Genomic DNA, 25,032 nt, shown 5'->3' on the forward strand with positions numbered 1-25,032 from the left:
TCGCGCACATGACAGCACTCGACCTCAGCAGCCCCGTGGCCGTCGTCGGCACCGGCACCATGGGCCAGGGAATCGCCCAGGTCGCGCTGGTCGCGGGCCATCCCGTACGGCTGTACGACACCGTCCCCGGGCGGGCCATGCAGGCGGCCGAGGCGATCGGTGCCCGGCTGGACCGGCTCGTCGAGAAGGACCGGCTCACCGGCCCCGACCGGGACGCCGCCCGCGCCCGGCTGCTGCCCGCCGAGAGCCTCGCCGAGCTCGCCGACTGCGCCCTGGTCGTCGAGGCGGTCCTGGAGCGTCTCGACGTCAAACAGGAGCTGTTCCGTGACCTGGAGGGCATCGTCTCCGACGACTGCCTGCTCGCCACCAACACCTCGTCGCTGTCCGTCACCGCCATCGGCGGCGCCCTGCGTGCCCCCGGCCGCTTCGTCGGCCTGCACTTCTTCAACCCCGCCCCGCTGCTGCCGCTGGTCGAGGTGGTCTCCGGGTTCGCCACCGACGTCACCCACGCAACGCGCGCGTACGAGACCGCCCGGGCCTGGGGCAAGACGCCGGTCGCCTGCGCGGACACCCCGGGCTTCATCGTCAACCGCATCGCCCGGCCCTTCTACGCCGAGGCCTTCGCGGTCTACGAGGCGCAGGGTGCCGACCCGGCCACCATCGACGCCGTGCTGCGCGAGTCGGGCGGCTTCCGGATGGGCGCGTTCGAGCTGACCGACCTGATCGGCCAGGACGTCAACGAGTCCGTCACACAGTCGGTGTGGCAGTCCTTCTTCCACGACGTGCGCTTCACGCCGTCCCTCGCTCAGCGCCGCCTGGTCGAGTCCGGCAGGCTCGGCCGCAAGAGCGGCCACGGCTGGTACGACCACCGCGACGGCGCCGAGCGCCCCGAGCCGGACACCGCCGAGCGGCGGCAGCCGCCCGCGTACGTCGTCGCCGAGGGCGACCTGGGGCCGGCCGCAGAGCTGCTCGCGCTGATCCGCGAGGCGGGCGTTCCGGTCCGTGACGAGAGCGACGACGAGGACCAGGGGGCGTGCCTGCTGCTCCCGAGCGGCGGCCGGCTCGTCCTCGCCGACGGGCAGACCGCCGTGGAGTACCGGGACCTCGTCTACTTCGACCTCGCCCTGGACTACCGCCGGGCCACCCGGATCGCCCTGTCCGCCTCCCAGGACACCTCCCCGCAGGCCATCGCCGAGGCCACCGGCCTCTTCCAGGCGCTCGGCAAGCAGGTCAGCTTCATCGGCGACATGCCCGGCATGATCGTCGCCCGCACGGTCGCGCGGATCATCGACCTGGCGCACGACGCGGTCGCCAAGGGCGTGGCCACCGAGGGGGACATCGACACCGCGATGCGCCTCGGCGTCAACTACCCCCTGGGCCCCTTCGAGTGGAGCCGCCGCCTCGGCCGCACCTGGGCCTACGTGCTCCTGGACGACCTGCACCGGCGCGATCCCTCGGGCCGCTACGCGCCGTCCCTGGCGTTGTACCGCCACGCCCACGCCCCCGACCCGCGGGAAGGCACCGCCTCATGACCACCGCCAAGCGCGACACCTACACCCCGGACACGCTGCTGTCCGTCGCCGTCCAGGTGTTCAACGAGCGTGGCTACGACGGCACCTCCATGGAGCACCTCTCCAAGGCGGCCGGCATCTCCAAGTCGTCGATCTACCACCACGTGGCCGGCAAGGAGGAGCTGCTGCGCCGGGCCGTGAGCCGGGCCCTGGACGGGCTCTTCGGGATCCTCGACGAGGAGCACGCGCGCGTGGGGCGTGCCGCCGACCGCCTGGAGTACGTCGTCCGGCGCATGGTCGAGGTGCTCATCGCCGAACTTCCCTACGTGACCCTGCTGCTGCGCGTGCGGGGCAACACCGACACCGAGCGGTGGGCCCTGGAACGGCGCCGCGACTTCGACCACCGCGTCGCCGACCTGCTCAAGGCCGCCGCCGCGGACGGGGACGTGCGCGCCGACATAGAGGTCCGGCTGGTGACCCGGCTGGTCTTCGGCATGATCAACTCGATCGTCGAGTGGTACCGGCCGGACGGCCGCGGCATGAACGAGCGCGAGGTGGCCGACGCGGTGGTGCAGGTGGCCTTCTCCGGCCTGCGCAAGGCCGCTTGACGCGACCCCTGCGCATGGCCGTGTGACGCGACCCCTGCGCATGGCCGTGTGACGCGGCCCCTTCGCGTGAGTACGCGCGCGTGGGCGGGATGAGTACGCGTGACGGTGTCCCGGACGTCGCGCGGTGGTGGGGTGGGGCGCATGCCCGGAAACGACGCGCCGTCTTCCCCCGCCGCTCACCGGACGTGGTGGCGGGCCCCGCTCGTGGCCACCCTGCCCGGTCTGCCGCTCCTCGCGCTGGAGTACCGCTGGTTCGCCGCCCAGGACGGCCCCGGCGCCTTCTCGGGCGTGCTGTTCTGGGCGGCCGGCCTCATCGCGCTCGCCTGGGTGCTGCCCCACCGCCGGTCCCTGCGCGGACTGCGGATCACGGCGGCCGGCACCGGACTCGGTTGCGCGCTGCTCCCGGTGATGTTCGCGGTGCTGCTCGGCGCCGCGATGGCCTCGGGCTGACGGGCGCTGCCGGGCCGGTCACCCCTGCGGCTCCAGGTCCTCCTCCTCGAACACCAGCAGCGTGCGCGTGCTGAGCACCTGCGGGATCGCCTGGAGCCGGGTCAGCACCAGCTCGCGCAGCGCCCGGTTGTCGGACACGTGCACCAGCAGCAGCACGTCGAAGTCGCCGCCGACCAGGGCGATGTGGGAGGCCCCGGGCAGCTGTCTGAGCTCCTCGCGCACCGTGCGCCAGGAGTTCTGAACGATCTTCAGGGTGATGTACGCGGACGTGCCCTGGCCCGCCCGTTCGTGGTTGACGCGGGCGCCGAAGCCGCGGATCACACCGTCCTCGACGAGCCGGTTGATGCGGGCGTAGGCGTTGGCGCGCGAGACGTGGACCCGCTCGGCGACCGACCGTATCGAGGCGCGGCCGTCCGCCTGGAGCATGCGCAGGATGTCCTGATCTATGGCGTCCAGAGGGCGCGGCGGCGGCAGCGCGCCGCCGTCGTCCTGCCGCTCGGCCATTTGTTCAGATGCCACCTGCGCCGACCTCCCTGCCATGGACGTACTGCGTCCATCTCAGGTTGTGGAGAACCGTTTGTCCACAGCCTGAGGCCACCCATAGCCAAATTGTGCCGTCGACCGAACAATCGGTAGGTGAGGCGGGTCACAGCCGACGCGCCTCTTCGAGCCGCTCCCACGAGGAGGTGCCGTCATGACGGTCATGGAGCAGCGGGGCGCGTACAAGCCGACCCCGCCGCCCGCCTGGCAGCCCCGGACGGATCCCGCGCCGTTGCTGCCCGACGCCGAGCCGTACCGCGTCCTCGGCACCGAGGCGGCCGCGAAGGCCGACCCGGAGCTGCTGAGGACGCTGTACGCACAGCTGGTGAAGGGCCGCCGCTACAACGCACAGGCCACCGCCCTCACCAAGCAGGGCCGTCTCGCGGTCTACCCCTCCACCACCGGCCAGGAGGCCTGCGAGGTCGCCGCGGCGATGGCGCTGAAGGAGCAGGACTGGCTCTTCCCCAGCTATCGCGACACCCTCGCCGTGGTCGCCCGCGGTGTGGACCCGGTGGAGGCGCTCACGCTGCTGCGCGGCGACTGGCACACCGGCTACGACCCCTACGAGCACCGGGTCGCCCCCCTGTGCACCCCCCTCGCCACCCAGCTGCCGCACGCGGTGGGCCTCGCGCACGCCGCCCGCCTCAAGGGCGACGACGTGGTCGCGCTGGCCATGGTCGGCGACGGCGGCACCAGCGAGGGCGACTTCCACGAGGCGCTGAACTTCGCCGCCGTCTGGCAGGCGCCGGTCGTCTTCCTCGTGCAGAACAACGGCTTCGCGATCTCCGTCCCGCTCGCCAAGCAGACCGCGGCCCCGTCGCTGGCCCACAAGGCCGTCGGCTACGGCATGCCCGGCCGCCTGGTCGACGGCAACGACGCCGCCGCCGTCCACGAGGTCCTCTCCGACGCCGTGCGCCACGCCCGCGCGGGCGGCGGCCCCACCCTCGTCGAGGCGATCACCTACCGCGTCGACGCCCACACCAACGCCGACGACGCGACCCGCTACCGGGGCGACGCCGAGGTCGAGGCCTGGCGCGAGCACGACCCGATCGTGCTGCTGGAGCGCGAGCTGACCGCGCGCGGCCTGCTCGACGAGGCCGGCATCGAGGCCGCCCGCCAGGACGCGGAGACCATGGCGGCGGCCCTGCGCGAGCACATGAACCAGGACCCGGCCCTGGACCCCATGGACCTCTTCACCCACGTCTACGCCGAGCCCACCCCGCAACTGCGCGAGCAGCAGGACCAGCTGCGCGCCGAGCTGGAGGCCGGGGCCGACACCGAGCCGGAAGGCGGCACGCACCGATGACCACCGTCGCCCTCAAGCCGGCCACCATGGCGCAGGCCCTCACGCGGGCGCTGCGCGACGCCATGGCCGCCGACCCCGCCGTGCACGTCATGGGCGAGGACGTCGGCACCCTCGGCGGCGTCTTCCGCGTCACCGACGGCCTCGCCAAGGAGTTCGGCGAGGACCGCTGCACGGACACCCCGCTCGCCGAGGCGGGCATCCTCGGCACCGCCGTCGGCATGGCCATGTACGGCCTGCGGCCGGTCGTGGAGATGCAGTTCGACGCGTTCGCCTACCCGGCGTTCGAGCAGCTCATCTCGCACGTGGCCCGCACGCGCAACCGCACCCGCGGCAGGATGCCCCTGCCGATCACCATCCGCGTCCCCTACGGCGGCGGCATCGGCGGCGTCGAGCACCACAGCGACTCCTCCGAGGCGTACTACATGGCGACTCCGGGGCTCCATGTCGTCACGCCCGCCACCGTCGCCGACGCCTACGGGCTGCTGCGCGCCGCCATCGCCTCCGACGACCCGGTCGTCGTCCTGGAGCCGAAGCGGCTGTACTGGTCGAAGGATTCCTGGAACCCCGAGGAGCCGGCGCCCGTCGAACCGATCGGCCGCGCGGTGGTGCGGCGCCCGGGCCGGAGCGCCACGCTCATCACGTACGGGCCGTCCGTACCCGTCTGCATGGAGGCGGCCGAGGCGGCCCGGGCCGAGGGCTGGGACCTCGAAGTCGTCGACCTGCGCTCCCTGGTGCCGTTCGACGACGAGACGGTGTGCGCCTCGGTGCGGCGGACGGGCCGTGCGGTCGTCGTCCACGAGTCGGGTTCCTTCGGGGGCCCGGGCGGGGAGATCGCGGCCCGGGTCACGGAGCGCTGCTTCCACCACCTGGAGGCGCCGGTGCTGCGCGTGGCCGGGTTCGACATCCCGTACCCGCCGCCGATGCTGGAGCGCCACCACCTGCCCGGCGTGGACCGGGTCCTGGACGCCGTGGGGCGCCTGCAATGGGAGGCCGAGAGCTGATGGCGCAGGTGTTGGAGTTCAAGCTGCCCGACCTCGGCGAGGGGCTCACCGAGGCGGAGATCGTGCGCTGGCTGGTCGAGGTCGGCGACGTCGTCGCCATCGACCAGCCGGTCGTCGAGGTCGAGACGGCCAAGGCGATGGTCGAGGTGCCGTGCCCCTACGGCGGCGTGGTCACGGCCCGCTTCGGCGAGGAGGGCACGGAACTGCCCGTCGGGGCACCGCTGATCACGGTGGCGGTGGGGGAGAAGCCCGCCGCCGGCACCGGCGGCACCGGCACCGAGGGCTCGGGCAACGTCCTGGTCGGGTACGGCACCTCCGAGGCGCCCGCGCGGCGCCGCCGGGTCCGGCAGGAGCGGCCGATGTCCGGCGCGTCCGCGACAGGCGGGCAGTCCGGTGCCGGGGCGGCGAACGGACGGGCCGCAGCCACCGCTGCCCCGGTGAACGCGCAGGCCACGGGTCCCGCGGCGGCGGTCGACGGGCAGCCGGGCGGCCCGGCCACGGAGGACGGACCCGTCCCCGTGATCTCGCCCCTGGTGCGCCGGCTGGCCCGGCAGAACGGCCTGGACCTGCGGGAGCTGACCGGCTCCGGCCCCGACGGGCTGATCCTGCGGGCGGACGTCGAGTACGCCCTGCGCGTCGCCGGCCAGGGCGCCACGGCGGCGCCGGCGGCCGAACCGCACCCGCGCGTGCCGCAGGCCCCGAGCCCGGCCCCCGCGCCGGGGTCCCCCGCGGCAGCGGTCCCCGCCGAGATCCGCACCCCGCTCAAGGGCATCCGGGGCGCCGTCGCCGACAAGCTGGCGCGCAGTCGCCGCGAGATCCCGGACGCCACCTGCTGGGTGGACGCCGACGCCACGGAGCTGATGCGGGCGCGCACGGCCATGAACGCGGCCGGCGGACCGAAGATCTCCCTGCTCGCCCTGCTGGCCCGGGTCTGCACCGCGGCCCTCGCCCGCTTCCCCGAGCTCAACTCCACGGTCGACGCGGAGGCCAGGGAGGTCGTCCGGTTCGGTCACGTGCATCTGGGGTTCGCGGCGCAGACCGACCGGGGCCTGGTCGTCCCGGTCGTACGGGACGCGCACGCACGAGACGCCGAGTCGCTGACCGCCGAGTTCGCCCGGCTGACCGAGGCGGGCCGGACGGGGACGCTCACGCCGGGCGAACTCACCGGCGGGACGTTCACGTTGAACAACTACGGCGTCTTCGGCGTCGACGGCTCCACCCCGATCATCAACCACCCCGAGGCCGCCATGCTCGGCGTCGGCCGCATCGTCCCCAAGCCATGGGTGCACGAGGGTGAGCTGGCGGTGCGGCAGGTCGTCCAGCTCTCGCTCACCTTCGACCACCGGGTGTGCGACGGCGGCGTGGCGGGCGGTTTCCTCCGCTACGTCGCGGACTGCGTGGAACAGCCGGCGGTGCTGCTGCGGACGCTGTGATTCCTGTTCCTCGTCCGAGCCGGGGTTCGTGATCGCGTCGCTTCCCCCGCGTTCCGTGTGATCGCGGGGGCACGCATACTCGGGGGGTGACCGCGTACGAGCACCCCGGCGAACCAGGCGCCGAGACCGGCCCCGCGCACGGGGCGGGACCCGCCCGGTACGACGCCGTCGTGCTCGCGGGTGGTGCCGCCCGGCGTCTGGGCGGCGCGGACAAACCCGGTGTGCGGGTGGGCGGGCGGCCCCTGCTCGACCGGGTGCTCGCGGCCTGCGCCACCGCCCGCACCACCGTCGTGGTCGCCGCGCCCCGCCCGACCGCACGGCCCGTGACCTGGGCCCGCGAGGACCCGCCCGGCGGCGGACCGCTCGCCGCGCTGGACGCCGGGCTCCGCCGCACCACCGCCGAACACGTCGTGGTGCTCTCCGCCGATCTGCCGTTCCTCCACGAGCCGACCGTGGACCGCTTGCTGAGCACGCTGCGGACGAGCGGCTGCGACGGCGTGCTGCTGACCGACCCGAGCGGCCGTGACCAGCCCCTCGTGGCCGCCTACCGCGCGCCGCGGCTGCGTGCGGAACTCGCACTCCTCGCCGGCCGGCACGGCGCCCTCGCCGGTCTGCCCCTGCGGCGCCTCACCGCCGAGCTGGATCTCACCCGCATCTCCGACCCCGTCGCGTCCTTCGACTGCGACACCTGGGACGACATCGCCACCGCCAGGGCACGTATCAGGGAGCATGGGCACGTGTTGGATGAATGGATTTCCGCCGTCAAGGACGAACTGGGGATCGACCTCGCTGTCGACACCCGCGGCCTGCTCGACCTCGCCCGCGTCACCGCCCACGGTGTGGACCGGCCCGCGGCGCCGCTGACCACCTTCCTCGTCGGCTACGCGGCCGCGCAGGCCGGCGGCGGTCCCGAGGCCGTCGCCGAGGCCGCCCGCAAGGCCGAGGACCTCGCCGCCCGCTGGGCGCGGGAGAGCACCGTCGAGGACCGGCCCGCCGGCGAGGGGCAGCAGCCCGCGGGGGGCGATGTCGCCCCCGACGCCACCCCCGACACCCGCCCGGACGCGGGATGACCCCGCACGGCGCCCGTGCCGGTGAGGACGCCGAGGACCTCGACGTCGAGGAGGTGCTCGCCCTCGTGAGGAACAGCAACGGCAGCCACCTGCCCGACCCGGCGGCACACGGCGGGACGGACAGCCGCGCCGCCCACCGGCCGGACCCTTCCGCCCGGCCCGGCACGCGCCACCGCGCCACCGGCTGGCCCGAGGCCCGGGCCGTCGCGGAACGCGCCGGCCGCCACGCCACCCGGGCCGCCCGCCGGTCCCCCGTCTCGGTCCCCCTCGACACCGCCCTCGGCCTGACCCTCGCCGCCCCGCTCGACGCCCTCACCGACCTGCCCTCCTTCGACACCTCGGCGATGGACGGCTGGGCGGTCTGCGGCCCCGCTCCCTGGCACGTACGGGACGACGGCGTCCTCGCCGGGCACGCCGCCCCCGCGCGCCTCACCGACGGCGAGGCGGTGCGGATCGCCACCGGCGCGCGCATCCCCCCGGACACCACCGCCGTCCTGCGCAGCGAGCACGGCCGCACCGACGACAAGGGCCGCCTGTCCGCCACCAGGGACGTCATCCCCGGCCAGGACATCCGCCCGCGCGGCCAGGAGTGCCGCACCGGCGACCAGCTCCTCGCAGTCGGCACCCTCGTCACCCCGGCCGTCCTCGGACTGGCGGCGGCGGCCGGCTACGACACCGTCACCGCCGTCCCCCGGGCCCGCGTCGAAGTCCTCGTCCTCGGCGACGAGTTGCTCACCCAGGGCCTGCCGCACGACGGCCTGATCCGGGACGCGCTCGGCCCCATGCTGCCGCCGTGGCTGCGGGCGCTCGGCGCCGAGGTCACCGCCGTCCGCCGCATCCGCGACGACGCCGACGCCCTGCACGAGGCCGTCACCACCTGCGACGCCGACGTCATCCTGACCACCGGCGGCACCGCGGCCGGCCCCGTCGACCACGTCCACCCCACCCTGCGCAGGATCGGCGCCGAACTCCTCGTCGACGGCGTCGCGGTGCGCCCGGGCCACCCCATGCTGCTGGCCCGCACCAAGGAGACCCAGCACCTCGTCGGCCTGCCGGGCAATCCGCTGGCCGCCGTCTCCGGCCTGCTGACGCTCGCCGAGCCGCTGCTGCGGACCCTCGCGGCCCGCCCGGCCCCGGAGCCGTACACGCTGGCGCTCCGGGACGCCGTGCACGGGCACCCGCACGACACCCGGCTCGTCCCCGTCGTCCTGCGCGGCGACGAGGCCGTGCCGCTGCACTACAACGGCCCCGCCATGCTGCGCGGCATCGCGGCGGCCGACGCGCTGGCCGTCGTACCGCCGGGCGGCGCACGTTCGGGGCAGGAGGCGGAACTGCTCGACCTGCCCTGGGCGTCCGGAGGAATCGGGGTGTGTTTCACGTGAAACTTCCGGGCCAGGACGCGATCGCCCGCCAGGCCGACGAGCATCTGGTGACCCATCGGGTGAAACTGCCGAAGAAGGTGGTGGAGCACCCGATCCGCCAGGTCTTCAAGCGGCTCTCCATGGCGCTGCTGGTCCTCGTAGCGACCGCGCTGATCGTCTACGCCGACCGCGACGGCTACAACGACAACGCGGGCGGCGGGCTCAGCCTCCTCGACGCGTTCTACTACGCGACCGTCACCCTCTCCACCACCGGCTACGGTGACATCACCCCGGCCGGCGAGGCCGCCCGGCTCACGAACATCCTCGTCGTCACGCCCCTGCGCGTGCTGTTCCTGATCATCCTGGTCGGCACCACCCTCGAAGCCCTCACCGAACGCACCCGGGAGGAGTGGCGACTGACCCGCTGGAGGTCCACGTTGCGCGATCACACCGTCGTCATCGGCTTCGGCACGAAGGGCAGGTCGGCCATCCGGACCGTCTGCGCGACGGGCCTGAAGAAGGAGCAGGTCGTCGTGGTCGACCCCAGTTCCAAGGTGGTCGACGCCGCGACCGCGGAGGGCTACGCGGGCATCGTCGGGGACGCGACCCGCAGCGAGGTGCTGAAGCGGGCCGAGGTGCACAAGGCCCGCCAGATCATCATCGCGACGCAGCGCGACGACACGGCCGTCCTGGTGGCGCTGACGGCCCGGCAGCTCAACCGCGGGGCGAAGATCGTCGCCACGGTGCGGGAAGAGGAGAACGCGCCGCTGCTCAAGCAGTCCGGCGCCGACGCCGTCATCACCAGCGCCAGCGCCGCCGGCCGGCTGCTCGGTCTGTCCGTGCTCAGCCCCTCCGCCGGCATGGTGATGGAGGACCTCATCCAGCAGGGCAGCGGCCTCGACATCGTCGAGCGGCCGGTCGTCAAGGCCGAGGTGGGCAAGTCGCCGCGGGAGGTCGCCGACCTGGTGGTGAGCGTCATACGCGGTCACCGGGTCCTCGGCTACGACGATCCGGCCGTCGGGAGACTGGAGCTGACCGACCGGCTCATCACGATCGTGCGGAAGACCCCGGCCACCCAGGTCGCGCCGGACATCCGGCCGATGCCCCCGATGCCCCGCAACAACTGAGGATGCCCCGCAGCAACCGAGAACCGGGCAGAAGCACGCCGGCCGCCGTGCACCACCCGGTGCGGGACGGCCGGCGAAGCCCGGAGACCGGCTACTTCCGGTTGTACAGCCGCATCGTGACCGGCCCGAAGACCAGCACGAACAGCCCGGCCCAGCCCAGCGACCAGGCGACCTCGTCGGCCGGCCAGTCGCCGCCCATCAGACCGCGTACCGCCGACGCCAGGTGGGTGATGGGGCTGTTGTTCACGAACGCCTGAAGCCAGCCCGGCATCGTCTTCGGGTCCACGAACACGTTGGACAGGAAGGTGAGCGGGAAGATCACCATCATGCTGACGCCCATCACCGACTTCTCGGTGCGCAGCATCAGCCCGAACATCGTCCAGATCCACGAGAAGGCGAACGAGAAGGCCACGAGCAGGGCGATCCCGGCGAGCACACCGGCGACCCCGCCGTCCGGCCGGTAGCCGAGGATCATGCCGACGGTGAGCATCACGATCGAGGCGATCGTGTAGCGCAGGGCGTCACCGAGCAGATAGCCGACCATCGTGGACGGCCGCCAGATCGGCAGGCTGCGGAACCGGTCGAACACGCCCTTCTCGATGTCGGTGTTCACGGAGACACCCGTGTACATCGTGATCATCACGACCGACATCACGAGGATGCCCGGCAGCAGGAACTGGATGTACTCCTTCGGCGAACCGGCCAGCGCCCCGCCGAACAGGTACGTGTACATCAGCACCATCATGATCGGGAACGCCGTGACGTCGAAGAGCTGCTCCGGCACATGCTTGATCTTGAGGATCGCCCGCCAGCCGAAGGTCATCGAGGCCGACCACGCGCTGGGCCGCGGCGGCCGCTCCTTGGAGACGAGCAGCGCGGCGAGGGACTCGGCGCTGACCGGGGCGAGCTCTTTGCTCTCGGTGGTCGTCGCGGTGCTCATGCCGCCACCTCGTCCTTCGGGTCGTCGGAGCGGTCGGTGGAGCGGTCGGCGGAGTCGTGCGTGTCGTGCCCGGTGAGCGCGAGGAACACCTCGTCGAGGCTGGGCTGGCCCAGCGAGAAGTTGTCGACGGTGATCCCGGCGCGGGCCAGCTCGCCCAGGGCGCGGGAGGCCTGCTCGGCGGCGGAGTCGTCGCCGGCCGCCGTGGCGAGGCGGGCGGTGAGGGCCACCGGGTCGGGCTCCGGCTGCACCTGCGCGTCGAGGGCACGGCGCAGCAGGCCGGCCGCGAGATCACGCTGCCCGGGATCTCGGAGGCGCAGATGGACGGATCCGGCGCCGACGGACGACTTCAGCTCGCCCTTGGTGCCCTCGGCGATCACCCTGCCGCGGTCGATGACGGCGATCCGGGACGCCAGCTGGTCGGCCTCGTCCAGATACTGCGTGGTCAGCAGCACCGTGGTGCCCTGGGCGACCACGGCCCGCACGATGTCCCAGACCTGGTTGCGGCTGCGCGGGTCCAGGCCGGTCGTCGGCTCGTCGAGGAAGAGCAGGTCGGGGGTGTTGAGGATGGACGCGGCGATGTCGATGCGGCGCCGCATGCCGCCCGAGTAGTGCTTGACCTGCTTGGCGGCCGCCTCCGAGAGCCCGAAGGCCTCCAGGAGCTGGCCGGCGCGTTCACGGGCGGACTTCTTGTGGTGCCCGAGAAGCCGGCCCAGCAGGACCAGGTTCTCGGTGCCGGTGAGATCTTCGTCCACCGACGCGTACTGGCCGGTGAGGCTCACCCGGCCGCGTACCTCGTCCGCCTCGCGGACGACGTCGTGGCCGAAGACGTGCGCCTCGCCGCCGTCCGGCCGCAGGAGTGTGGCGAGCATCTTCACGGTGGTGGTCTTGCCGGCGCCGTTCGGGCCGAGGACGCCGTAGACCGTGCCCGCGGGCACGGCCAGGTCGACTCCGTCGACGGCCCTCGTCTCGCCGAACGTTTTCACCAGGCCCGCGGTCTCGATCGCCAGGCCGGACGTCTGCGTGCTCATGCTTCGGGTCCTTCCGCGTGCTTGGGCTACGCATGGAAAGACCTTTACCGTCGCGCAAACTCATCGGTCCCGCACCCGGATTTCCCCGGGACCGGACCAACGGCTTAGCCGCGGCGGACCCGGGGACGCAGCGGACCCGGTCTCCGGACGGAGCGGACTCGGTCCGGGGACCGACGGGTACGGTCCCTTGCATGCATGCGATCACGATTCCCGAACCTGGTGGGCCCGAGGCGCTGGTCTGGGACGAGGTCCCCGACCCCGTGCCCGGCGAGGGCGAGGTCCTGGTCGAGGTGGCGGCCGGTGCCGTCAACCGGGCCGACATCCTGCAGCGGCAGGGCTTCTACGAACCGCCGCCCGGCGCGTCCCCCTACCCCGGCCTGGAATGCTCCGGTCGGATCGTCGGCATCGGCCCCGGAGTCTCCGGGTGGAAGGTCGGCGAGGAGGTGTGCGCGCTGCTCTCCGGCGGCGGCTACGCCGAGAAGGTGGCCGTCCCGGCCGGGCAGCTGCTGCCCGTGCCCGAGGGGGTCGGTCTGACCGAGGCGGCGGCGCTGCCCGAGGTGGTCTGCACCGTCTGGTCGAACGTCTTCATGGTCGCCCATCTGCGGCCCGGTGAGACGCTCCTGGTGCACGGCGGGTCCAGCGGCATCGGCACGATGGCCGTCCAGCTGGCCAAGGCCGTCGGCGCCCGGGTGGCCGTGACGGCCGGGACGAAGGAGAAGCTCCAGGCGTGCGCCGAGCTGGGCGCCGACATCCTGGTCAACTACCGCGAGCAGGACTTCGTCGAGGAGGTCAGGACGGCGACGGACGGCGCCGGTGCCGATGTCATCCTCGACAACATGGGCGCCAAGTACCTGGAGCGCAACGTCAAGGCCCTGGCCGTCAACGGCCGCCTCGCGATCATCGGCATGCAGGGCGGCGTCAAGGGCGAGCTGAACATCGGCGCCCTGCTGGCCAAGCGCGCCGCGATCAGCGCGACGTCCCTGCGTGCCCGGCCCAAGGAGGAGAAGACGGCCATCGTCGCGGCCGTCCGCGAACACGTCTGGCCGCTGTTCGCGGACGGCCACCTGCGCCCGGTCGTCGACCGTGAGCTCCCGATGCGGGACGCCGCCGCCGCGCACCGGGTGGTGGAGGAGAGCAGCCACGTCGGCAAGGTCCTGCTGATCACCCCGCAGGGCGCCTGAGACGTCCCCTAGGCCCTCCGCAGCCGCAGCGCGAAGAACGCAAGGCCCAGCCCGAGTCCGATCAGGACCAGGCCGCTGCCCAGGGGCAGGATGCGCAGGACCTGGCCGACGGGGCGTTCGGCGGCCGCGGCCTCGCGCACGGGCTGCTCCGCCGGCTCGGAGGGCGCCGGGGCGGTCTCCCGCGGCTCCTCGGGGACGGCCGTGGCGTCCGCGACGCCGGGACCGTCCCCGGCGTCCTCCGGCCGTCCCGGCCGCACCCGGCCCTCTCCCGCCCGGCTCCCGGCCCGCGAGGGCTCGCCGGAGGCGGAAGGAGCCGCCACAGCGGACGGGGCCGTCGAAGCCGCCAGGGCGGAAGGGGCGGACGGGGCGGCCAGAGGTGACGGGGCGGCCCGGGTTCCGGGCCCTGAAGCCCCGGAGAACGGGACAGCCCCGGAGAACGGGACGGATCCGTAGGACGGGACAGCTCCGTAGGACGGGACGGATCCGTAGGGTGAGACGACCGCGCCCGCCCCCAGGGCGAGCACCAGTCCCGCCGCCCGCAGTGCGCGTAGCCATGGAGTCACGTGGGTGACCCCCTCCCGCCGTGCCCGGTAGGGCATAAACGGCAAGTTCGGTCATATCGAGGCAATCAGCCTCACACCGGCCAGGGCCCCCGGCACTCCGGGTTCGGCCGACGGACGGAATCGCCCCCGGTACTGCCCCTGCCGGAGAAGGGGCCCGAGGCCCGCCCGCCCCGTTTCACCCGCGAGGAGGAACCGCCCCCGCGGGAGCAACCCGGAGCCCGGCCGGTTCGTCTCCTCAAGCACGGTGGATCAGCCTCCCGCGGGGGCACCACGGAGGTGAGGTGCAGGCGTGCGACAGAATGGCGACATGGAGATGCCGAGGAACGAAAGGTCGCCGGAGAACCCGCAGATCCTGGTCGTGGGCCAGGACGGCATGGCGCTCGGTGGCGGCAGCGCAGACGAGGACTCCCGCGAGACCCCGGTCACGGAACAGGTGGAGCAGCCCGCGAAGGTCATGCGGATCGGCAGCATGATCAAGCAGCTGCTGGAGGAAGTGCGGGCGGCTCCTCTGGACGAGGCCAGCCGCGTCCGGCTGAAGGACATCCACGCCAGCTCGGTGAAGGAGCTGGAGGACGGTCTGGCGCCCGAGCTGGTCGAGGAGCTGGAGCGGCTCTCGCTGCCCTTCACGGACGAGGCGACCCCCAGCGACTCGGAGCTGCGCATCGCGCAGGCCCAGCTGGTCGGCTGGCTGGAGGGGCTCTTCCACGGGATCCAGACGACGCTGTTCGCCCAGCAGATGGCGGCCCGCGCCCAGCTGGAGTCCATGCGCCGCGCTCTGCCGCCGGGTGTCGGGGACGGCGTCGACGAGCAGCACCCGGGCGGCCGTTCGGGCGGGCCGTACCTGTAGGCGTCCGCGGGCCACACAGCACGAAGGGGCCCGGCGGCCGAAGCCGCCGGGCCCCTTCCGTGGCAACAAACCGTCAGGAGGGCGGGTTGCCCGTCGAGACGCTGAGTTCGATCTCCGGCATGTCCTCCGGGTCGACGTCGGTGTCGGCGGACGGGAACTGGTTCATGACCGTGCCGTCGCCGTAGGTGTTCTCGTCGACCTTCTTCTCGTTCAGTTCCCAGCCGGCCGCCTGGAGGCAGGCCTTGACCGACTTGATGTTCTTGAACTTGAAGTCCGGGATCTGGATCTTGTCGGGGTCGTTGTACGACTCCCGCGGCTCCGTGCACTCCTCGGTGTCGATCGTCTTCGTGGTGTCCGGCCCGCGGTAGCCGGGCTTCTTCTCCGCCGAGGCCGACGCACTCGCGCTGCTGCCGCCGCCGCCCTTGTCGTCCTCGCTGCCGCCGTTGAGCAGCAGCGCCGTGACGAGGCCGCCGACCGCGAGGACGGACACGATGACCGAGCCGATGATCACCGGCTTGTTCCTGCCGCCTGAGGGGGCCGCCGGGGCCTGCGGCGACAGGTTGTACGGCGGCGGCGTCGACGGGCCGGGCTGCGGGGAGTACGCCGCCGGGGACGGTGTCGGGTAGCCGCCCTGTTGCGGATAGCCGTACGCGGGGGACGGCCCCGTCGGTGCGGGGGTGCCGTACGGGTTCGGGGGCGGGGTCGGCTGGTACGGCGTCTGCACCTGGCCCGAGGGCGCCGGGGTCGCCTGGTCGACCGGCGGGAACACGGCCGAGCCGACGCCCGCGCCGCTCGGGGCCTGCGTGCCCGGGACGATGCTCGGCGGCGCGGCCTGGAAGGACGCCGCCACGCGCAGGCACTCGTCGCGCATGGCCTCGGCGCTGGGGAAACGCTCGTTGGGGTTCTTCTTCAGCGCCCGGGCGATCAGCGCGTCCACGGCCGGGGGCAGCGCGCGGTTGATCGAGGACGGGACCGGCGGCTCCTCCTGCACGTGCGCGTACGCGATGGCCAGCGGTGAGTCCGCCTCGAACGGCAGCCGCCCGGTCACCAGCTGGAACAGCATGATGCCGACCGAGTACAGGTCGGAGCGGGCGTCCACGCCGCGGCCGAGGGCCTGCTCCGGCGACAGGTACTGCGGGGTGCCGACGACCATGCCGGTCTGCGTCATCGACGTCACACCCGACTGCATGGCGCGGGCGATGCCGAAGTCCATGACCTTGACCACGCCGCGCTTGGTCATCATCACGTTGCCCGGCTTGATGTCGCGGTGGACCAGGCCCATCTCGTGGCTGATCTCCAGCGCGGCCAGCACGTCGGCCGTGATCTTCAGCGCCTTGTCGGCGGGCATCGCGCCCTGCTGCCGCACGTCCTCGTCGAGGACCGAGCCGAGCGGGCGGCCCTCGACGTACTCCATGACGATGTACGGCGTCGTCATGCCGTCGAGGGTGTCCTCGCCGGTGTCGAAGACCGACACGATGTTGGTGTGCGTGAGCTTGGCCACGGACTGGGCCTCGCGGCGGAACCGTTCGCGGAAGGCCTGTTCCCGTCCGAGATCCGTGTGAAGTGTCTTGATCGCGACCTGCCGGTCGAGCACGCTGTCGTACGCGAGGTGCACCGAGGCCATGCCGCCCTGGCCGAGGAGGTCACGCAGCTGATAGCGGCCGCTGGCAAGCGCCCGCCCCGTGTGCTGGCCCTGTGCGCCGTCCTGGCTCATGTTCCCCGTCCCCCGTAGCCCCTGCGGACGCCGCCGACTGCCGCTGATCCGTCGTTGAACCGTCGTTGATCCAAACCGCCATTCCCGGCCAAGTCTGCCCCAGGGCACCGACACGTCAAGCTCGGTGCCCGTTCCGTGACCGTACGCGAAAGAAGAGTCGCGCAAGCGTTACAGGGGGCGTACGGGCGGGACACAGAATTTGCACGAGAGTACGGAGTGAAGGTTTCATGGCCGGTCCGTCTCGTGCCGGTCCCGGTGCCCCTTCCCGGACCGGAGGCTTGCGCGGAGGCTGTAGCGTGGCCGACGGAGACCGTAACAACACCGCGCGCACCGCGGGCAGAAACGACGGCGAGGACTGATGGCACAGCAGCAGGCCGCTCAGGGCCCGTCCGACCCCGAGGCGTCTGGCGGCGGCATGTCGGACGCGCCGGAGCTCTGGGGGAACGGCGGGTTGGTCGGGGACGGCCGGTACCGGCTGACCCGCAGACTCGGCCGGGGCGGCATGGCCGAGGTGTTCGCAGCCGAGGACGTCCGTCTCGGACGCACCGTCGCCGTCAAGCTGCTCCGCTCCGACCTCGCCGAGGACCCGGTGTCCAAGGCGCGCTTCACGCGCGAGGCCCAGTCGGTGGCCGGCCTCAACCACCACGCGATCGTCGCCGTGTACGACTCCGGCGAGGACTTCGTCGGCGGCCAGTCCGTGCCGTACATCGTCATGGAGATCGTCGAGGGCCGCACCATCCGCGACCTGCTGCTGAACGCGGAGGCCCCCGGCCCCGAGCAGGCGCTGATCATCGTCTCGGGCGTCCTGGAGGCGCTCGCCTACTCGCACCAGCACGGCATCGTGCACCGCGACATCAAGCCGGCCAACGTCATCATCACGCACAACGGCGCCGTGAAGGTGATGGACTTCGGCATCGCCCGGGCCCTGCACGGCGCGTCCACGACGATGACGCAGACCGGCATGGTCATGGGCACCCCGCAGTATCTCTCCCCCGAGCAGGCGCTCGGCAAGGCCGTCGACCACCGCTCCGACCTGTACGCGACGGGCTGCCTGCTCTACGAACTCCTTGCGCTGCGCCCGCCCTTCACCGGCGAGACCCCGCTGTCGGTGGTCTACCAGCACGTGCAGGACATCCCGACGCCGCCGTCCGAGGCCTCCGACGCCTGCCCGCCGGAGCTGGACGGCCTGGTCATGCGCTCCCTCGCCAAGGAGCCCGACGACCGCTTCCAGACGGCCGAGGAGATGCGCGGGCTGGTCCAGTACGCGCTCCAGATGCTCTACGACCAGGGCGGCCACACCGGCACCTGGAACACCGGGCCGGTCGACATGCACGAGGGCCGGCACACCCCGTCGGGCGGCTTCGCCGGCGCGACGGCCGTGATGGGCCACGCCGGGGACGCCTCCGGCACCACGCAGATCCCCTCGCCGATCCTGCCCGGCGGCTACGGCGGCGGGGACGACGGCGGCTTCGAGGGCCACGGCAACAAGGGCAGCGGCCGCGGCAAGCTGTGGATCCTCGCCGTGCTCGCGGTGATCGCCGTCGCCGCGGGCGTCGCCCTGGCCCTGCAGAACACCGGCGGCGGCAAGGACGACCCGAGCAAGAAGCAGTCGCCGACCACCTCGCAGACGACCGAGAAGAAGACGCCCAGCGAGACCCCGAGCGACGAGGACACCGGCGCGCCGACCGACACGAGCACGGACGACGGCACCGGCACGGGCAACGGAAACGGCAACTGGACGCCGTCCTACTCGCCCTCCTACACCCCGTCGCAGAGCGCTCCCGAGTCGCCCACCGGCGAGCCGTCGGACCCGCCTACCTCCGCGGAGCCGTCCGACGAGCCCACGGACCCCGAGCCTTCGGACCCGCAGACGCCGCCGGACGACACCGGCGGTGCCGACGGCGGCACCACCGAAGGCATCGTCGGCGGCGCGGGTGGCGGCGAAGGCGGCAACTGACAGGCAGAAGAGCGCATGATCCACGCGCGTGGGGCCCGGGAACGGGGCCCGCGCGCGCGTGCCGTTTTGGGCGCGCCGAGAAGTGGACTCTTCCCGTGACCTGGGTCACCGGGTTAACGTGCGGTTGCTCCGGCCTCCTGCAAGGCTGTGACCTGGGACCCTTCACCGCCTTCCCGATTTACTTGGATATCCAAGCAAAATCGCAGGTCAGAAGGGGTTTCACAGAAATGTGGCGCACTGGGTAACGTGCTTTCTGCAGGGCGCTCGCCGGGGCACCTGTCACGCCTGTTCCCGGCCGAGTGGCACCCACCCCGTGTCCCGTGGGCCGAGAACAGGTGAGCCGCACTGGCCTACCGGCAACCCCGGGGGCCGGACCGACGGAGGAGCACACGTGACCGTGGAGAGCACTGCCGCGCGCACACCGCGACGCAGCGCCGGAAGCAAGGCCGGCACCACCGGCACCAAGCGCACCCGCACCACCGCCAAGAAGGACGCCGGCACCGAGCCCCAGCTCGTGCAGCTGCTGACGCCCGAAGGCAAGCGCGTCAAGAACGCCGAGTACGACAAGTACGTCGCCGGCATCACCCCGGAAGAGCTGCGCGGCCTCTACCGCGACATGGTGCTCACCCGCCGCTTCGACGCCGAGGCCACTTCCCTGCAGCGCCAGGGCGAGCTGGGCCTGTGGGCGTCGCTGCTCGGCCAGGAGGCCGCCCAGATCGGGTCCGGCCGGGCCACCCGGGAGGACGACTACGTCTTCCCGACCTACCGCGAGCACGGCGTGGCCTGGTGCCGCGGCGTCGACCCGGCCAACCTGCTCGGGATGTTCCGCGGTGTGAACAACGGCGGCTGGGACCCCAACAGCAACAACTTCCAGCTGTACACGATCGTCATCGGCTCCCAGACGCTGCACGCCACCGGCTACGCGATGGGCGTCGCCAAGGACGGCGCCGACAGCGCGGTGATCGCGTACTTCGGCGACGGCGCCTCCAGCCAGGGCGACGTGGCCGAGTCCTTCACCTTCTCCGCGGTGTACAACGCCCCGGTCGTGTTCTTCTGCCAGAACAACCAGTGGGCCATCTCCGAGCCGACCGAGAAGCAGTCCCGCGTGCCGATCTACCAGCGCGCCCAGGGCTTCGGCTTCCCGGGCGTCCGGGTGGACGGCAACGACGTGCTCGGCGTCCTCGCGGTCACCCGGTGGGCCCTGGAGCGGGCCCGCAGCGGCGAGGGCCCGACCCTCGTCGAGGCGTTCACCTACCGCATGGGCGCCCACACCACCTCCGACGACCCGACCCGCTACCGGGGCGACGAGGAGCGCCAGGCCTGGGAGGCCAAGGACCCGATCCTGCGGCTTCGCCGGTACCTGGAGGCCTCGAACCACGCGGACGACGGATTCTTCGCGGAACTGGAGACCGAGTCCGAGGCGTTGGGCAAACGAGTGCGCGAGGCGGTCCGTGCCATGCCGGACCCGGACCACTTCGCGATCTTCGAGAACGCCTACGCCGACGGACACGCGCTCGTCGACGAGGAGCGCGCCCAGTTCGCCGCGTACCAGGCGTCGTTCGCCGACGAGGGGGGTAACTGAGATGGCCGACAAGATGGCACTGGCCAAGGCGATCAACGAGTCGCTGCGCCGCGCTCTGGAGTCCGACCCCAAGGTCCTGATCATGGGCGAGGACGTCGGCAAGCTCGGCGGCGTCTTCCGGGTGACGGACGGCCTGCAGAAGGACTTCGGCGAGAGCCGCGTCATCGACACCCCGCTCGCCGAGTCGGGCATCGTCGGCACGGCGATCGGCCTGGCCCTGCGCGGCTACCGCCCGGTGGTGGAGATCCAGTTCGACGGCTTCGTCTTCCCGGCGTACGACCAGATCGTCACGCAGCTCGCGAAGATGCACGCCCGCTCGCTGGGCAAGGTCAAGCTCCCGGTCGTCGTGCGCATCCCCTACGGCGGCGGCATCGGCGCGGTGGAGCACCACTCCGAGTCGCCCGAGGCGCTCTTCGCGCACGTGGCGGGTCTGAAGATCGTCAGCCCGTCGAACGCGTCGGACGCGTACTGGATGATGCAGCAGGCCATCCAGAGCGACGACCCGGTGATCTTCTTCGAGCCCAAGCGCCGCTACTGGGACAAGGGCGAGGTCAACACGGAGGCGATCCCGGGCCCGCTGCACAAGGCCCAGGTGGTCCGCGAGGGCACCGACCTCACCCTGGCCGCCTACGGCCCGATGGTGAAGCTCTGCCAGGAGGTCGCCGACGCGGCCGCCGAGGAGGGCAGGAACCTGGAGGTCCTGGACCTGCGCTCGGTCTCCCCGCTCGACTTCGACTCGATCCAGGCGTCGGTGGAGAAGACGCGCCGGCTGGTCGTCGTCCACGAGGCCCCGGTGTTCTTCGGCTCCGGTGCGGAGATCGCCGCCCGGATCACGGAGCGCTGCTTCTACCACCTGGAGGCCCCGGTGCTCCGGGTCGGCGGCTACCACGCCCCGTACCCGCCGGCCCGCCTGGAGGAGGAGTACCTGCCGAACCTGGACCGGGTACTGGACGCCGTCGACCGCTCGCTGGCGTACTGAGGAGAGGGTCGTGACGACGATGACGGAAGCGTCCGTGCGCGAGTTCAAGATGCCCGACGTGGGCGAGGGACTCACCGAGGCCGAGATCCTCAAGTGGTACGTCCAGCCCGGCGACACGGTCACCGACGGCCAGGTGGTCTGCGAGGTCGAGACGGCGAAGGCGGCGGTCGAGCTGCCCATCCCGTACGACGGCGTGGTCCGGGACCTGCACTTCCCCGAGGGCACCACGGTCGACGTGGGCACGGCGATCATCGCGGTGGACGTGGGTGGCGGCAGCGCCGCCCCGGCCGCGGAGCAGCCCGCCGCCGGGCAGCCCGTGGCGGCCGCACCCGCCGAGGAGCCGAAGGCGGCCGGATCGGGACGCCAGCCGGTGCTGGTGGGCTACGGGGTGGCGACCTCGTCCACCCGCCGCCGCCCCCGCAAGGGCCCGGAGGTCCCGGTCCAGCAGGCCTCGACGGCGATCCAGACGGAGCTGAACGGCCATGCGCCGGCGGCCCCGGCCGCGCCCCCTGCTGGCGCCCCGGCGGCACCGGCCGGCACGGAACGCCCGCTGGCCAAGCCTCCCGTCCGCAAGCTGGCCAAGGACCTCGGCGTCGACCTGACGACGGTCGTCCCGACCGGCCCGGACGGCATCATCACCCGGGAGGACGTGCACGCGGCGGTCGCCGCCGCCGTCCCGGCGGCCACCGAGCCCCAGGTGGCGCCCGCCCCGGCCGCGGTCCAGGCTCCGGCGTCCTACGACACCACGCGCGAGACCCGCATCCCGGTCAAGGGTGTCCGCAAGGCGACGGCGGCGGCGATGGTCGGCTCGGCGTTCACGGCGCCGCACGTCACGGAGTTCGTGACGGTCGACGTGACGCGCACGATGAAGCTGGTCGAGGAGCTGAAGGCGGACAAGGAGTTCACGGGCCTGCGCGTGAACCCCCTGCTGCTGATCGCGAAGGCGCTGCTCGTCGCGATCCGCCGCAACCCGGACGTCAATGCGTCCTGGGACGAGGCCGCCCAGGAGATCGTGGTCAAGCACTACGTGAACCTGGGCATCGCGGCTGCGACCCCGCGCGGTCTGATCGTGCCGAACATCAAGGACGCCCACGCCAAGACCCTGCCGCAGCTGGCCGAGTCGCTGGGCGAGCTGGTGACCACGGCCCGGGACGGCAAGACGTCCCCGGCGGCCATGCAGGGCGGCACGGTGACGATCACCAACGTCGGTGTCTTCGGCGTCGACACGGGCACGCCGATCCTGAACCCGGGCGAGTCCGCGATCCTCGCGGTCGGCGCGATCAAGCCGCAGCCGTGGGTCCACAAGGGCAAGGTGAAGCCCCGTCAGGTCACCACCCTGGCCCTGTCGTTCGACCACCGCCTGGTCGACGGCGAGCTGGGCTCGAAGGTGCTGGCCGACGTGGCGGCGATCCTGGAGCAGCCGAAGCGCCTGATCACCTGGGCGTGAGCCGACGGCGGCGGCCCCCTGCCCACCCGGGCGGGGGGCCGCCGCCGTTTCCGGAGGTTGACCGGAGGTGCGCCGCAGAGCACAAGAAGCGCGTCAGACCCGCCCAAGTACCCCACAGTAAGCGGTTTAGCCGGACATACGATCAACTTTCATGCGCGACCCGATGGTTCTCAGGGCCCAGAAGTTCGTCAACTCCGTGTACGGCAGCCGTACCGGCACGACGGTGCAGGAGACCGGCGAGGCCGACTGGCCGACCCTGTACGCCCTGACCCGTGCCCTGCAGTACGAACTGGGCATCACGGCGTTCTCCGACAGCTTCGGCCCCACCACGCTCAGCACCCTGACCGCCAAGTACCCCGAGCTGGACGCGGACACCGTCCCCTCGCCGGACTTCTGCCGCATCATCCAGGCCGGCCTGTACTGCAAGGGCTACGACGGCGGCGACCTCGACGGCACCTACGGCACACGGGTGCAGGCGGCCGTCACCCGGCTCAAGACCGACATGGGCATCGAACAGGCCTTCCCCGGAAGCGCTGTGACGCCCAAGGTCTTCAAGGCCCTGCTGACGATGGACTCCTACATCCCCGGCGGCTCCGGCAGCGGACAGGTCAGGGCCGTCCAGCAGTGGCTCAACGGCCGCTACCTGAAGCGGCAGGACTTCTACGTCGTCGCCTGCGACGGGCTCGTGTCCAAGAGCACGCTCAAGGCGCTGCTCTTCGCCGTGCAGTACGAGCTGGGCATGGCGGACGGCACCGCCAACGGCAACTTCGGGCCCGGTACCCAGTCGGGCCTGAAGTCGCACCCCGTGAAGCAGGGCGACAAGGGCGTGTTCGTCCAGCTGTTCTCCGCGGGGATGGTCGTCAACCGGCGCCCCGCTGCGCTCACCGACACCTTCGACTCCTCCCTCGCGGCCGCCGTCCGGGCCTTCCAGACCTTCGCCGCGCTCCCGGCCACGGGCGAGGGCGACTTCACCACCTTCGCCTCCCTGCTGGCCTCCTTCGGCGACCAGTCCCGCCCCGCCAGGGCCTGCGACACCATCGCCAAGGTCACCCCGGCCCGGGCCGCGTCGCTCAAGGCGGCCGGGATCACGTACGTCGGGCGCTACCTCACCAACCCGAGCGCCACCTCTCTGCCGGAGAAGGCCATCCAGCCGGGTGAGCTCGCCACCATCGCCCAGCAGGGACTGCGCTGCTTCCCGATCTACCAGACCGTCAACAACGACGCCTCGGACTTCGACTACGTCGCCGGGCGGACCGCCGGGTACGCGGCGGTCAACGCCGCCCGCGACCACGGCTTCCGGCGCGGGACCCGGATCTTCTTCGCCGTCGACTTCGACGCGGTCGACGCCGAGATCACCGCGAGCGTGCTGCCCCACTTCAAGGGCGTCAAGGAGGCGATGGCGGACTCCGGCCACCCGTACGAGATCGGCGTCTACGGTTCCCGCAACGTGTGCGCGCGGGTCGGCGCGGCCGGATACTCGACCGCGAGTTTCATCGCCGACATGTCCTCGGGCTTCGAGGGCAACGCCGGGCACCCGCTGCCCGCGGACTGGGCCTACGACCAGTTCGTCGTCCGCACCCTCGGCTCCGGGGACGGGCAGCTGGAGATCGACGCCGACATCGCCTCGGGGCGGGACACCGGGCAGGGCTCGTTCGACCCGCCGCGGCCCGCCGTCCCGGACGTCGCCTTCGACGCGCGCCAGGTGCCGGCGCTGCGGGCCGACCTCTCGCGCTACATGCGGTCGATCGGACGCCCGGACGCCGGCGGCATCGGCAGCGACGCCCGGCTCTGCACCAACGCGCAGGCGGTCGCGGCGATCCAGGAACAGGACGGGCTGATCACCGAGCTGTCGACGACGTACACGATGCGCAAGGCGCTGATCCAGACGGCCGTGTACTGGGCCCTGCGCGACTACGGCCTCGCCGACCAGGCCACCGACCAGCAGGTCGCCGACCACCACCTCACGGGCTCCGGCTCCGTTCGGGACTCGCACACCGGCATCGGCGAGATCAGCGCCGGCGACGCCATCCAGGCCTGGAACCACTGCATCGGCTGGGGCTTCGCCACCGGCGACCACCGCGACCCGGCCAAGGACGCCGACCTGTGGACGGTGTGGCAGCGGCTGAACAAGGACAACGCGTTCAGTGTGCGCACCGCGGCCCTGATCCACCTGTGGGGGACCCGGGGCAGGCCCGGCGGCCAACTGCCCCCGGGCGACCGCGTCACCACCCCGCGGTCCATGCGCCTCGACCTCGCCGAGTTCGAGATCACCGAACTCCTGCGCCGCTACCGGGCCTGGGACCCCGACGTGGAGTCCCAGACGCACCAGAGCCTGGCCGTCTACCAGATCTTCGAGAAGTACAACAGCATCCTCCGCAACGCCTGAG

The 25,032-nt window shown here is 72.4% G+C and carries 21 protein-coding genes; 16 read left to right on the plus strand and 5 right to left on the minus strand.

The window, feature by feature from the left end; genetic code table 11:
* The first annotated feature begins 8 nt into the window (after positions 1-8).
* The 3 genes from OO68_RS21075 (at position 9) to OO68_RS21085 (ending at position 2,569) form a co-directional block, all read left to right on the plus strand.
* Positions 9-1,532, plus strand: coding sequence for a 3-hydroxyacyl-CoA dehydrogenase (locus OO68_RS21075; RefSeq protein ID WP_033309951.1), 1,524 nt, complete (start codon positions 9-11; stop codon positions 1,530-1,532).
* Positions 1,529-2,119 carry a TetR/AcrR family transcriptional regulator gene (locus OO68_RS21080; RefSeq protein WP_033309952.1) on the plus strand — a complete coding sequence of 197 codons (591 nt, stop codon included), beginning with the start codon at positions 1,529-1,531 and terminating at the stop codon, positions 2,117-2,119. The genes OO68_RS21075 and OO68_RS21080 overlap by 4 nt, the downstream gene beginning before the upstream one ends.
* Positions 2,120-2,260: 141 nt before the next feature.
* Positions 2,261-2,569: a hypothetical protein gene (locus tag OO68_RS21085; RefSeq protein WP_157852740.1), complete on the plus strand. Its 309-nt coding sequence runs from the start codon at positions 2,261-2,263 to the stop codon at positions 2,567-2,569.
* 18 nt (positions 2,570-2,587) lie between these two features.
* On the opposite strand, the gene OO68_RS21090 is transcribed toward OO68_RS21085, so the two are convergent.
* Positions 2,588-3,109, minus strand: a complete 522-nt coding sequence (locus OO68_RS21090; RefSeq protein WP_391898820.1) for an Lrp/AsnC family transcriptional regulator — start codon at positions 3,107-3,109, stop codon at positions 2,588-2,590.
* 154 nt (positions 3,110-3,263) lie between these two features.
* On the opposite strand from OO68_RS21090, the gene pdhA (OO68_RS21095) reads away from it, so the two are divergent.
* The 6 genes from pdhA (OO68_RS21095) to OO68_RS21120 all read left to right on the plus strand — a co-directional run bounded on the left by pdhA (OO68_RS21095) (position 3,264) and on the right by OO68_RS21120 (position 10,407).
* Positions 3,264-4,415, plus strand: a complete 1,152-nt coding sequence (pdhA, locus tag OO68_RS21095) for a pyruvate dehydrogenase (acetyl-transferring) E1 component subunit alpha (RefSeq protein ID WP_033309955.1) — start codon at positions 3,264-3,266, stop codon at positions 4,413-4,415.
* Positions 4,412-5,416 carry an alpha-ketoacid dehydrogenase subunit beta gene (locus OO68_RS21100; protein WP_033309956.1) on the plus strand — a complete coding sequence of 335 codons (1,005 nt, stop codon included), beginning with the start codon at positions 4,412-4,414 and terminating at the stop codon, positions 5,414-5,416. The genes pdhA (OO68_RS21095) and OO68_RS21100 overlap by 4 nt, the downstream gene beginning before the upstream one ends.
* On the plus strand, positions 5,416-6,849 hold the full coding sequence (locus OO68_RS21105; RefSeq protein WP_033309957.1) for a dihydrolipoamide acetyltransferase family protein: 1,434 nt from the start codon (positions 5,416-5,418) through the stop codon (positions 6,847-6,849). Before OO68_RS21100 ends, OO68_RS21105 begins: the two co-directional genes overlap by 1 nt.
* An 86-nt stretch (positions 6,850-6,935) precedes the next feature.
* A complete protein-coding gene (locus tag OO68_RS21110) occupies positions 6,936-7,919 on the plus strand; it encodes an NTP transferase domain-containing protein (protein WP_033309958.1) in 984 nt (327 codons plus the stop codon).
* A complete protein-coding gene (locus OO68_RS21115) occupies positions 7,916-9,301 on the plus strand; it encodes a molybdopterin molybdotransferase MoeA (RefSeq protein ID WP_033309959.1) in 1,386 nt (461 codons plus the stop codon). The genes OO68_RS21110 and OO68_RS21115 overlap by 4 nt, the downstream gene beginning before the upstream one ends.
* On the plus strand, positions 9,298-10,407 hold the full coding sequence (locus tag OO68_RS21120; RefSeq protein WP_033309960.1) for a potassium channel family protein: 1,110 nt from the start codon (positions 9,298-9,300) through the stop codon (positions 10,405-10,407). The genes OO68_RS21115 and OO68_RS21120 overlap by 4 nt, the downstream gene beginning before the upstream one ends.
* A gap of 91 nt (positions 10,408-10,498) precedes the next feature.
* Here the strand turns inward: OO68_RS21120 and OO68_RS21125 are convergent, their stop codons facing one another.
* The gene (locus OO68_RS21125; RefSeq protein WP_033309961.1) at positions 10,499-11,347 is read right to left on the minus strand and encodes an ABC transporter permease; all 849 of its coding nucleotides are present in this window, start codon (positions 11,345-11,347) and stop codon (positions 10,499-10,501) included.
* Entirely contained in the window at positions 11,344-12,375 is a 1,032-nt protein-coding gene (locus OO68_RS21130) for an ATP-binding cassette domain-containing protein (protein WP_033309962.1), read from the minus strand. The genes OO68_RS21125 and OO68_RS21130 overlap by 4 nt, the downstream gene beginning before the upstream one ends.
* Before the next feature lie 191 nt (positions 12,376-12,566).
* Between OO68_RS21130 and OO68_RS21135 the strand changes: the two genes are divergently transcribed.
* Positions 12,567-13,556: an NAD(P)H-quinone oxidoreductase gene (locus tag OO68_RS21135; protein WP_033309963.1), complete on the plus strand. Its 990-nt coding sequence runs from the start codon at positions 12,567-12,569 to the stop codon at positions 13,554-13,556.
* A gap of 8 nt (positions 13,557-13,564) precedes the next feature.
* On the opposite strand, the gene OO68_RS47750 is transcribed toward OO68_RS21135, so the two are convergent.
* Positions 13,565-13,813 carry a hypothetical protein gene (locus OO68_RS47750; RefSeq protein ID WP_033309964.1) on the minus strand — a complete coding sequence of 83 codons (249 nt, stop codon included), beginning with the start codon at positions 13,811-13,813 and terminating at the stop codon, positions 13,565-13,567.
* 613 nt (positions 13,814-14,426) lie between these two features.
* On the opposite strand from OO68_RS47750, the gene OO68_RS21145 reads away from it, so the two are divergent.
* Positions 14,427-14,966: a bacterial proteasome activator family protein gene (locus OO68_RS21145; RefSeq protein WP_033309965.1), complete on the plus strand. Its 540-nt coding sequence runs from the start codon at positions 14,427-14,429 to the stop codon at positions 14,964-14,966.
* Positions 14,967-15,039: 73 nt separating this feature from the next.
* Here the strand turns inward: OO68_RS21145 and OO68_RS21150 are convergent, their stop codons facing one another.
* Positions 15,040-16,680 carry a protein kinase domain-containing protein gene (locus tag OO68_RS21150; protein ID WP_033309966.1) on the minus strand — a complete coding sequence of 547 codons (1,641 nt, stop codon included), beginning with the start codon at positions 16,678-16,680 and terminating at the stop codon, positions 15,040-15,042.
* 358 nt (positions 16,681-17,038) lie between these two features.
* On the opposite strand from OO68_RS21150, the gene OO68_RS21155 reads away from it, so the two are divergent.
* The 5 genes from OO68_RS21155 to OO68_RS21175 all read left to right on the plus strand — a co-directional run bounded on the left by OO68_RS21155 (position 17,039) and on the right by OO68_RS21175 (position 25,031).
* Entirely contained in the window at positions 17,039-18,637 is a 1,599-nt protein-coding gene (locus OO68_RS21155; RefSeq protein WP_033309967.1) for a protein kinase domain-containing protein, read from the plus strand.
* Between the two features lie 391 nt (positions 18,638-19,028).
* On the plus strand, positions 19,029-20,219 hold the full coding sequence (gene pdhA, locus OO68_RS21160) for a pyruvate dehydrogenase (acetyl-transferring) E1 component subunit alpha (RefSeq protein WP_033309968.1): 1,191 nt from the start codon (positions 19,029-19,031) through the stop codon (positions 20,217-20,219).
* Between the two features lies 1 nt (position 20,220).
* A complete protein-coding gene (locus OO68_RS21165) occupies positions 20,221-21,198 on the plus strand; it encodes an alpha-ketoacid dehydrogenase subunit beta (RefSeq protein ID WP_033309969.1) in 978 nt (325 codons plus the stop codon).
* A 19-nt stretch (positions 21,199-21,217) separates the two neighbouring features.
* Positions 21,218-22,645: a dihydrolipoamide acetyltransferase family protein gene (locus tag OO68_RS21170; RefSeq protein ID WP_033310008.1), complete on the plus strand. Its 1,428-nt coding sequence runs from the start codon at positions 21,218-21,220 to the stop codon at positions 22,643-22,645.
* Positions 22,646-22,796: 151 nt separating this feature from the next.
* Positions 22,797-25,031 (plus strand): glycoside hydrolase domain-containing protein, encoded by a 2,235-nt coding sequence (locus OO68_RS21175; RefSeq protein ID WP_033309970.1) that lies wholly within the window; start codon positions 22,797-22,799, stop codon positions 25,029-25,031.
* Position 25,032 lies beyond the last annotated feature (1 nt).

This window comes from Streptomyces iakyrus (assembly GCF_000717055.1).
Taxonomy (GTDB): Bacteria; Actinomycetota; Actinomycetes; order Streptomycetales; family Streptomycetaceae; genus Streptomyces; species Streptomyces iakyrus.

Coding starts and splice junctions, on each gene's coding strand:
- OO68_RS21115 (WP_033309959.1), top strand. CDS start 7,916: ATGACCCCGCACGGCGCCCGTGCCGGTGAGGACGCCGAGGACCTCGAC.
- OO68_RS21155 (WP_033309967.1), top strand. CDS start 17,039: ATGGCACAGCAGCAGGCCGCTCAGGGCCCGTCCGACCCCGAGGCGTCT.
- OO68_RS21075 (WP_033309951.1), top strand. CDS start 9: ATGACAGCACTCGACCTCAGCAGCCCCGTGGCCGTCGTCGGCACCGGC.
- OO68_RS21090 (WP_391898820.1), bottom strand. CDS start 3,109: ATGGCAGGGAGGTCGGCGCAGGTGGCATCTGAACAAATGGCCGAGCGG.
- OO68_RS21170 (WP_033310008.1), top strand. CDS start 21,218: ATGACGGAAGCGTCCGTGCGCGAGTTCAAGATGCCCGACGTGGGCGAG.
- pdhA (WP_033309955.1), top strand. CDS start 3,264: ATGACGGTCATGGAGCAGCGGGGCGCGTACAAGCCGACCCCGCCGCCC.
- OO68_RS21165 (WP_033309969.1), top strand. CDS start 20,221: ATGGCCGACAAGATGGCACTGGCCAAGGCGATCAACGAGTCGCTGCGC.
- OO68_RS21145 (WP_033309965.1), top strand. CDS start 14,427: ATGGAGATGCCGAGGAACGAAAGGTCGCCGGAGAACCCGCAGATCCTG.
- OO68_RS21135 (WP_033309963.1), top strand. CDS start 12,567: ATGCATGCGATCACGATTCCCGAACCTGGTGGGCCCGAGGCGCTGGTC.
- OO68_RS21080 (WP_033309952.1), top strand. CDS start 1,529: ATGACCACCGCCAAGCGCGACACCTACACCCCGGACACGCTGCTGTCC.
- OO68_RS21105 (WP_033309957.1), top strand. CDS start 5,416: ATGGCGCAGGTGTTGGAGTTCAAGCTGCCCGACCTCGGCGAGGGGCTC.
- OO68_RS21085 (WP_157852740.1), top strand. CDS start 2,261: ATGCCCGGAAACGACGCGCCGTCTTCCCCCGCCGCTCACCGGACGTGG.
- OO68_RS21150 (WP_033309966.1), bottom strand. CDS start 16,680: ATGAGCCAGGACGGCGCACAGGGCCAGCACACGGGGCGGGCGCTTGCC.
- OO68_RS21100 (WP_033309956.1), top strand. CDS start 4,412: ATGACCACCGTCGCCCTCAAGCCGGCCACCATGGCGCAGGCCCTCACG.
- OO68_RS21175 (WP_033309970.1), top strand. CDS start 22,797: ATGCGCGACCCGATGGTTCTCAGGGCCCAGAAGTTCGTCAACTCCGTG.
- OO68_RS21130 (WP_033309962.1), bottom strand. CDS start 12,375: ATGAGCACGCAGACGTCCGGCCTGGCGATCGAGACCGCGGGCCTGGTG.
- OO68_RS21125 (WP_033309961.1), bottom strand. CDS start 11,347: ATGAGCACCGCGACGACCACCGAGAGCAAAGAGCTCGCCCCGGTCAGC.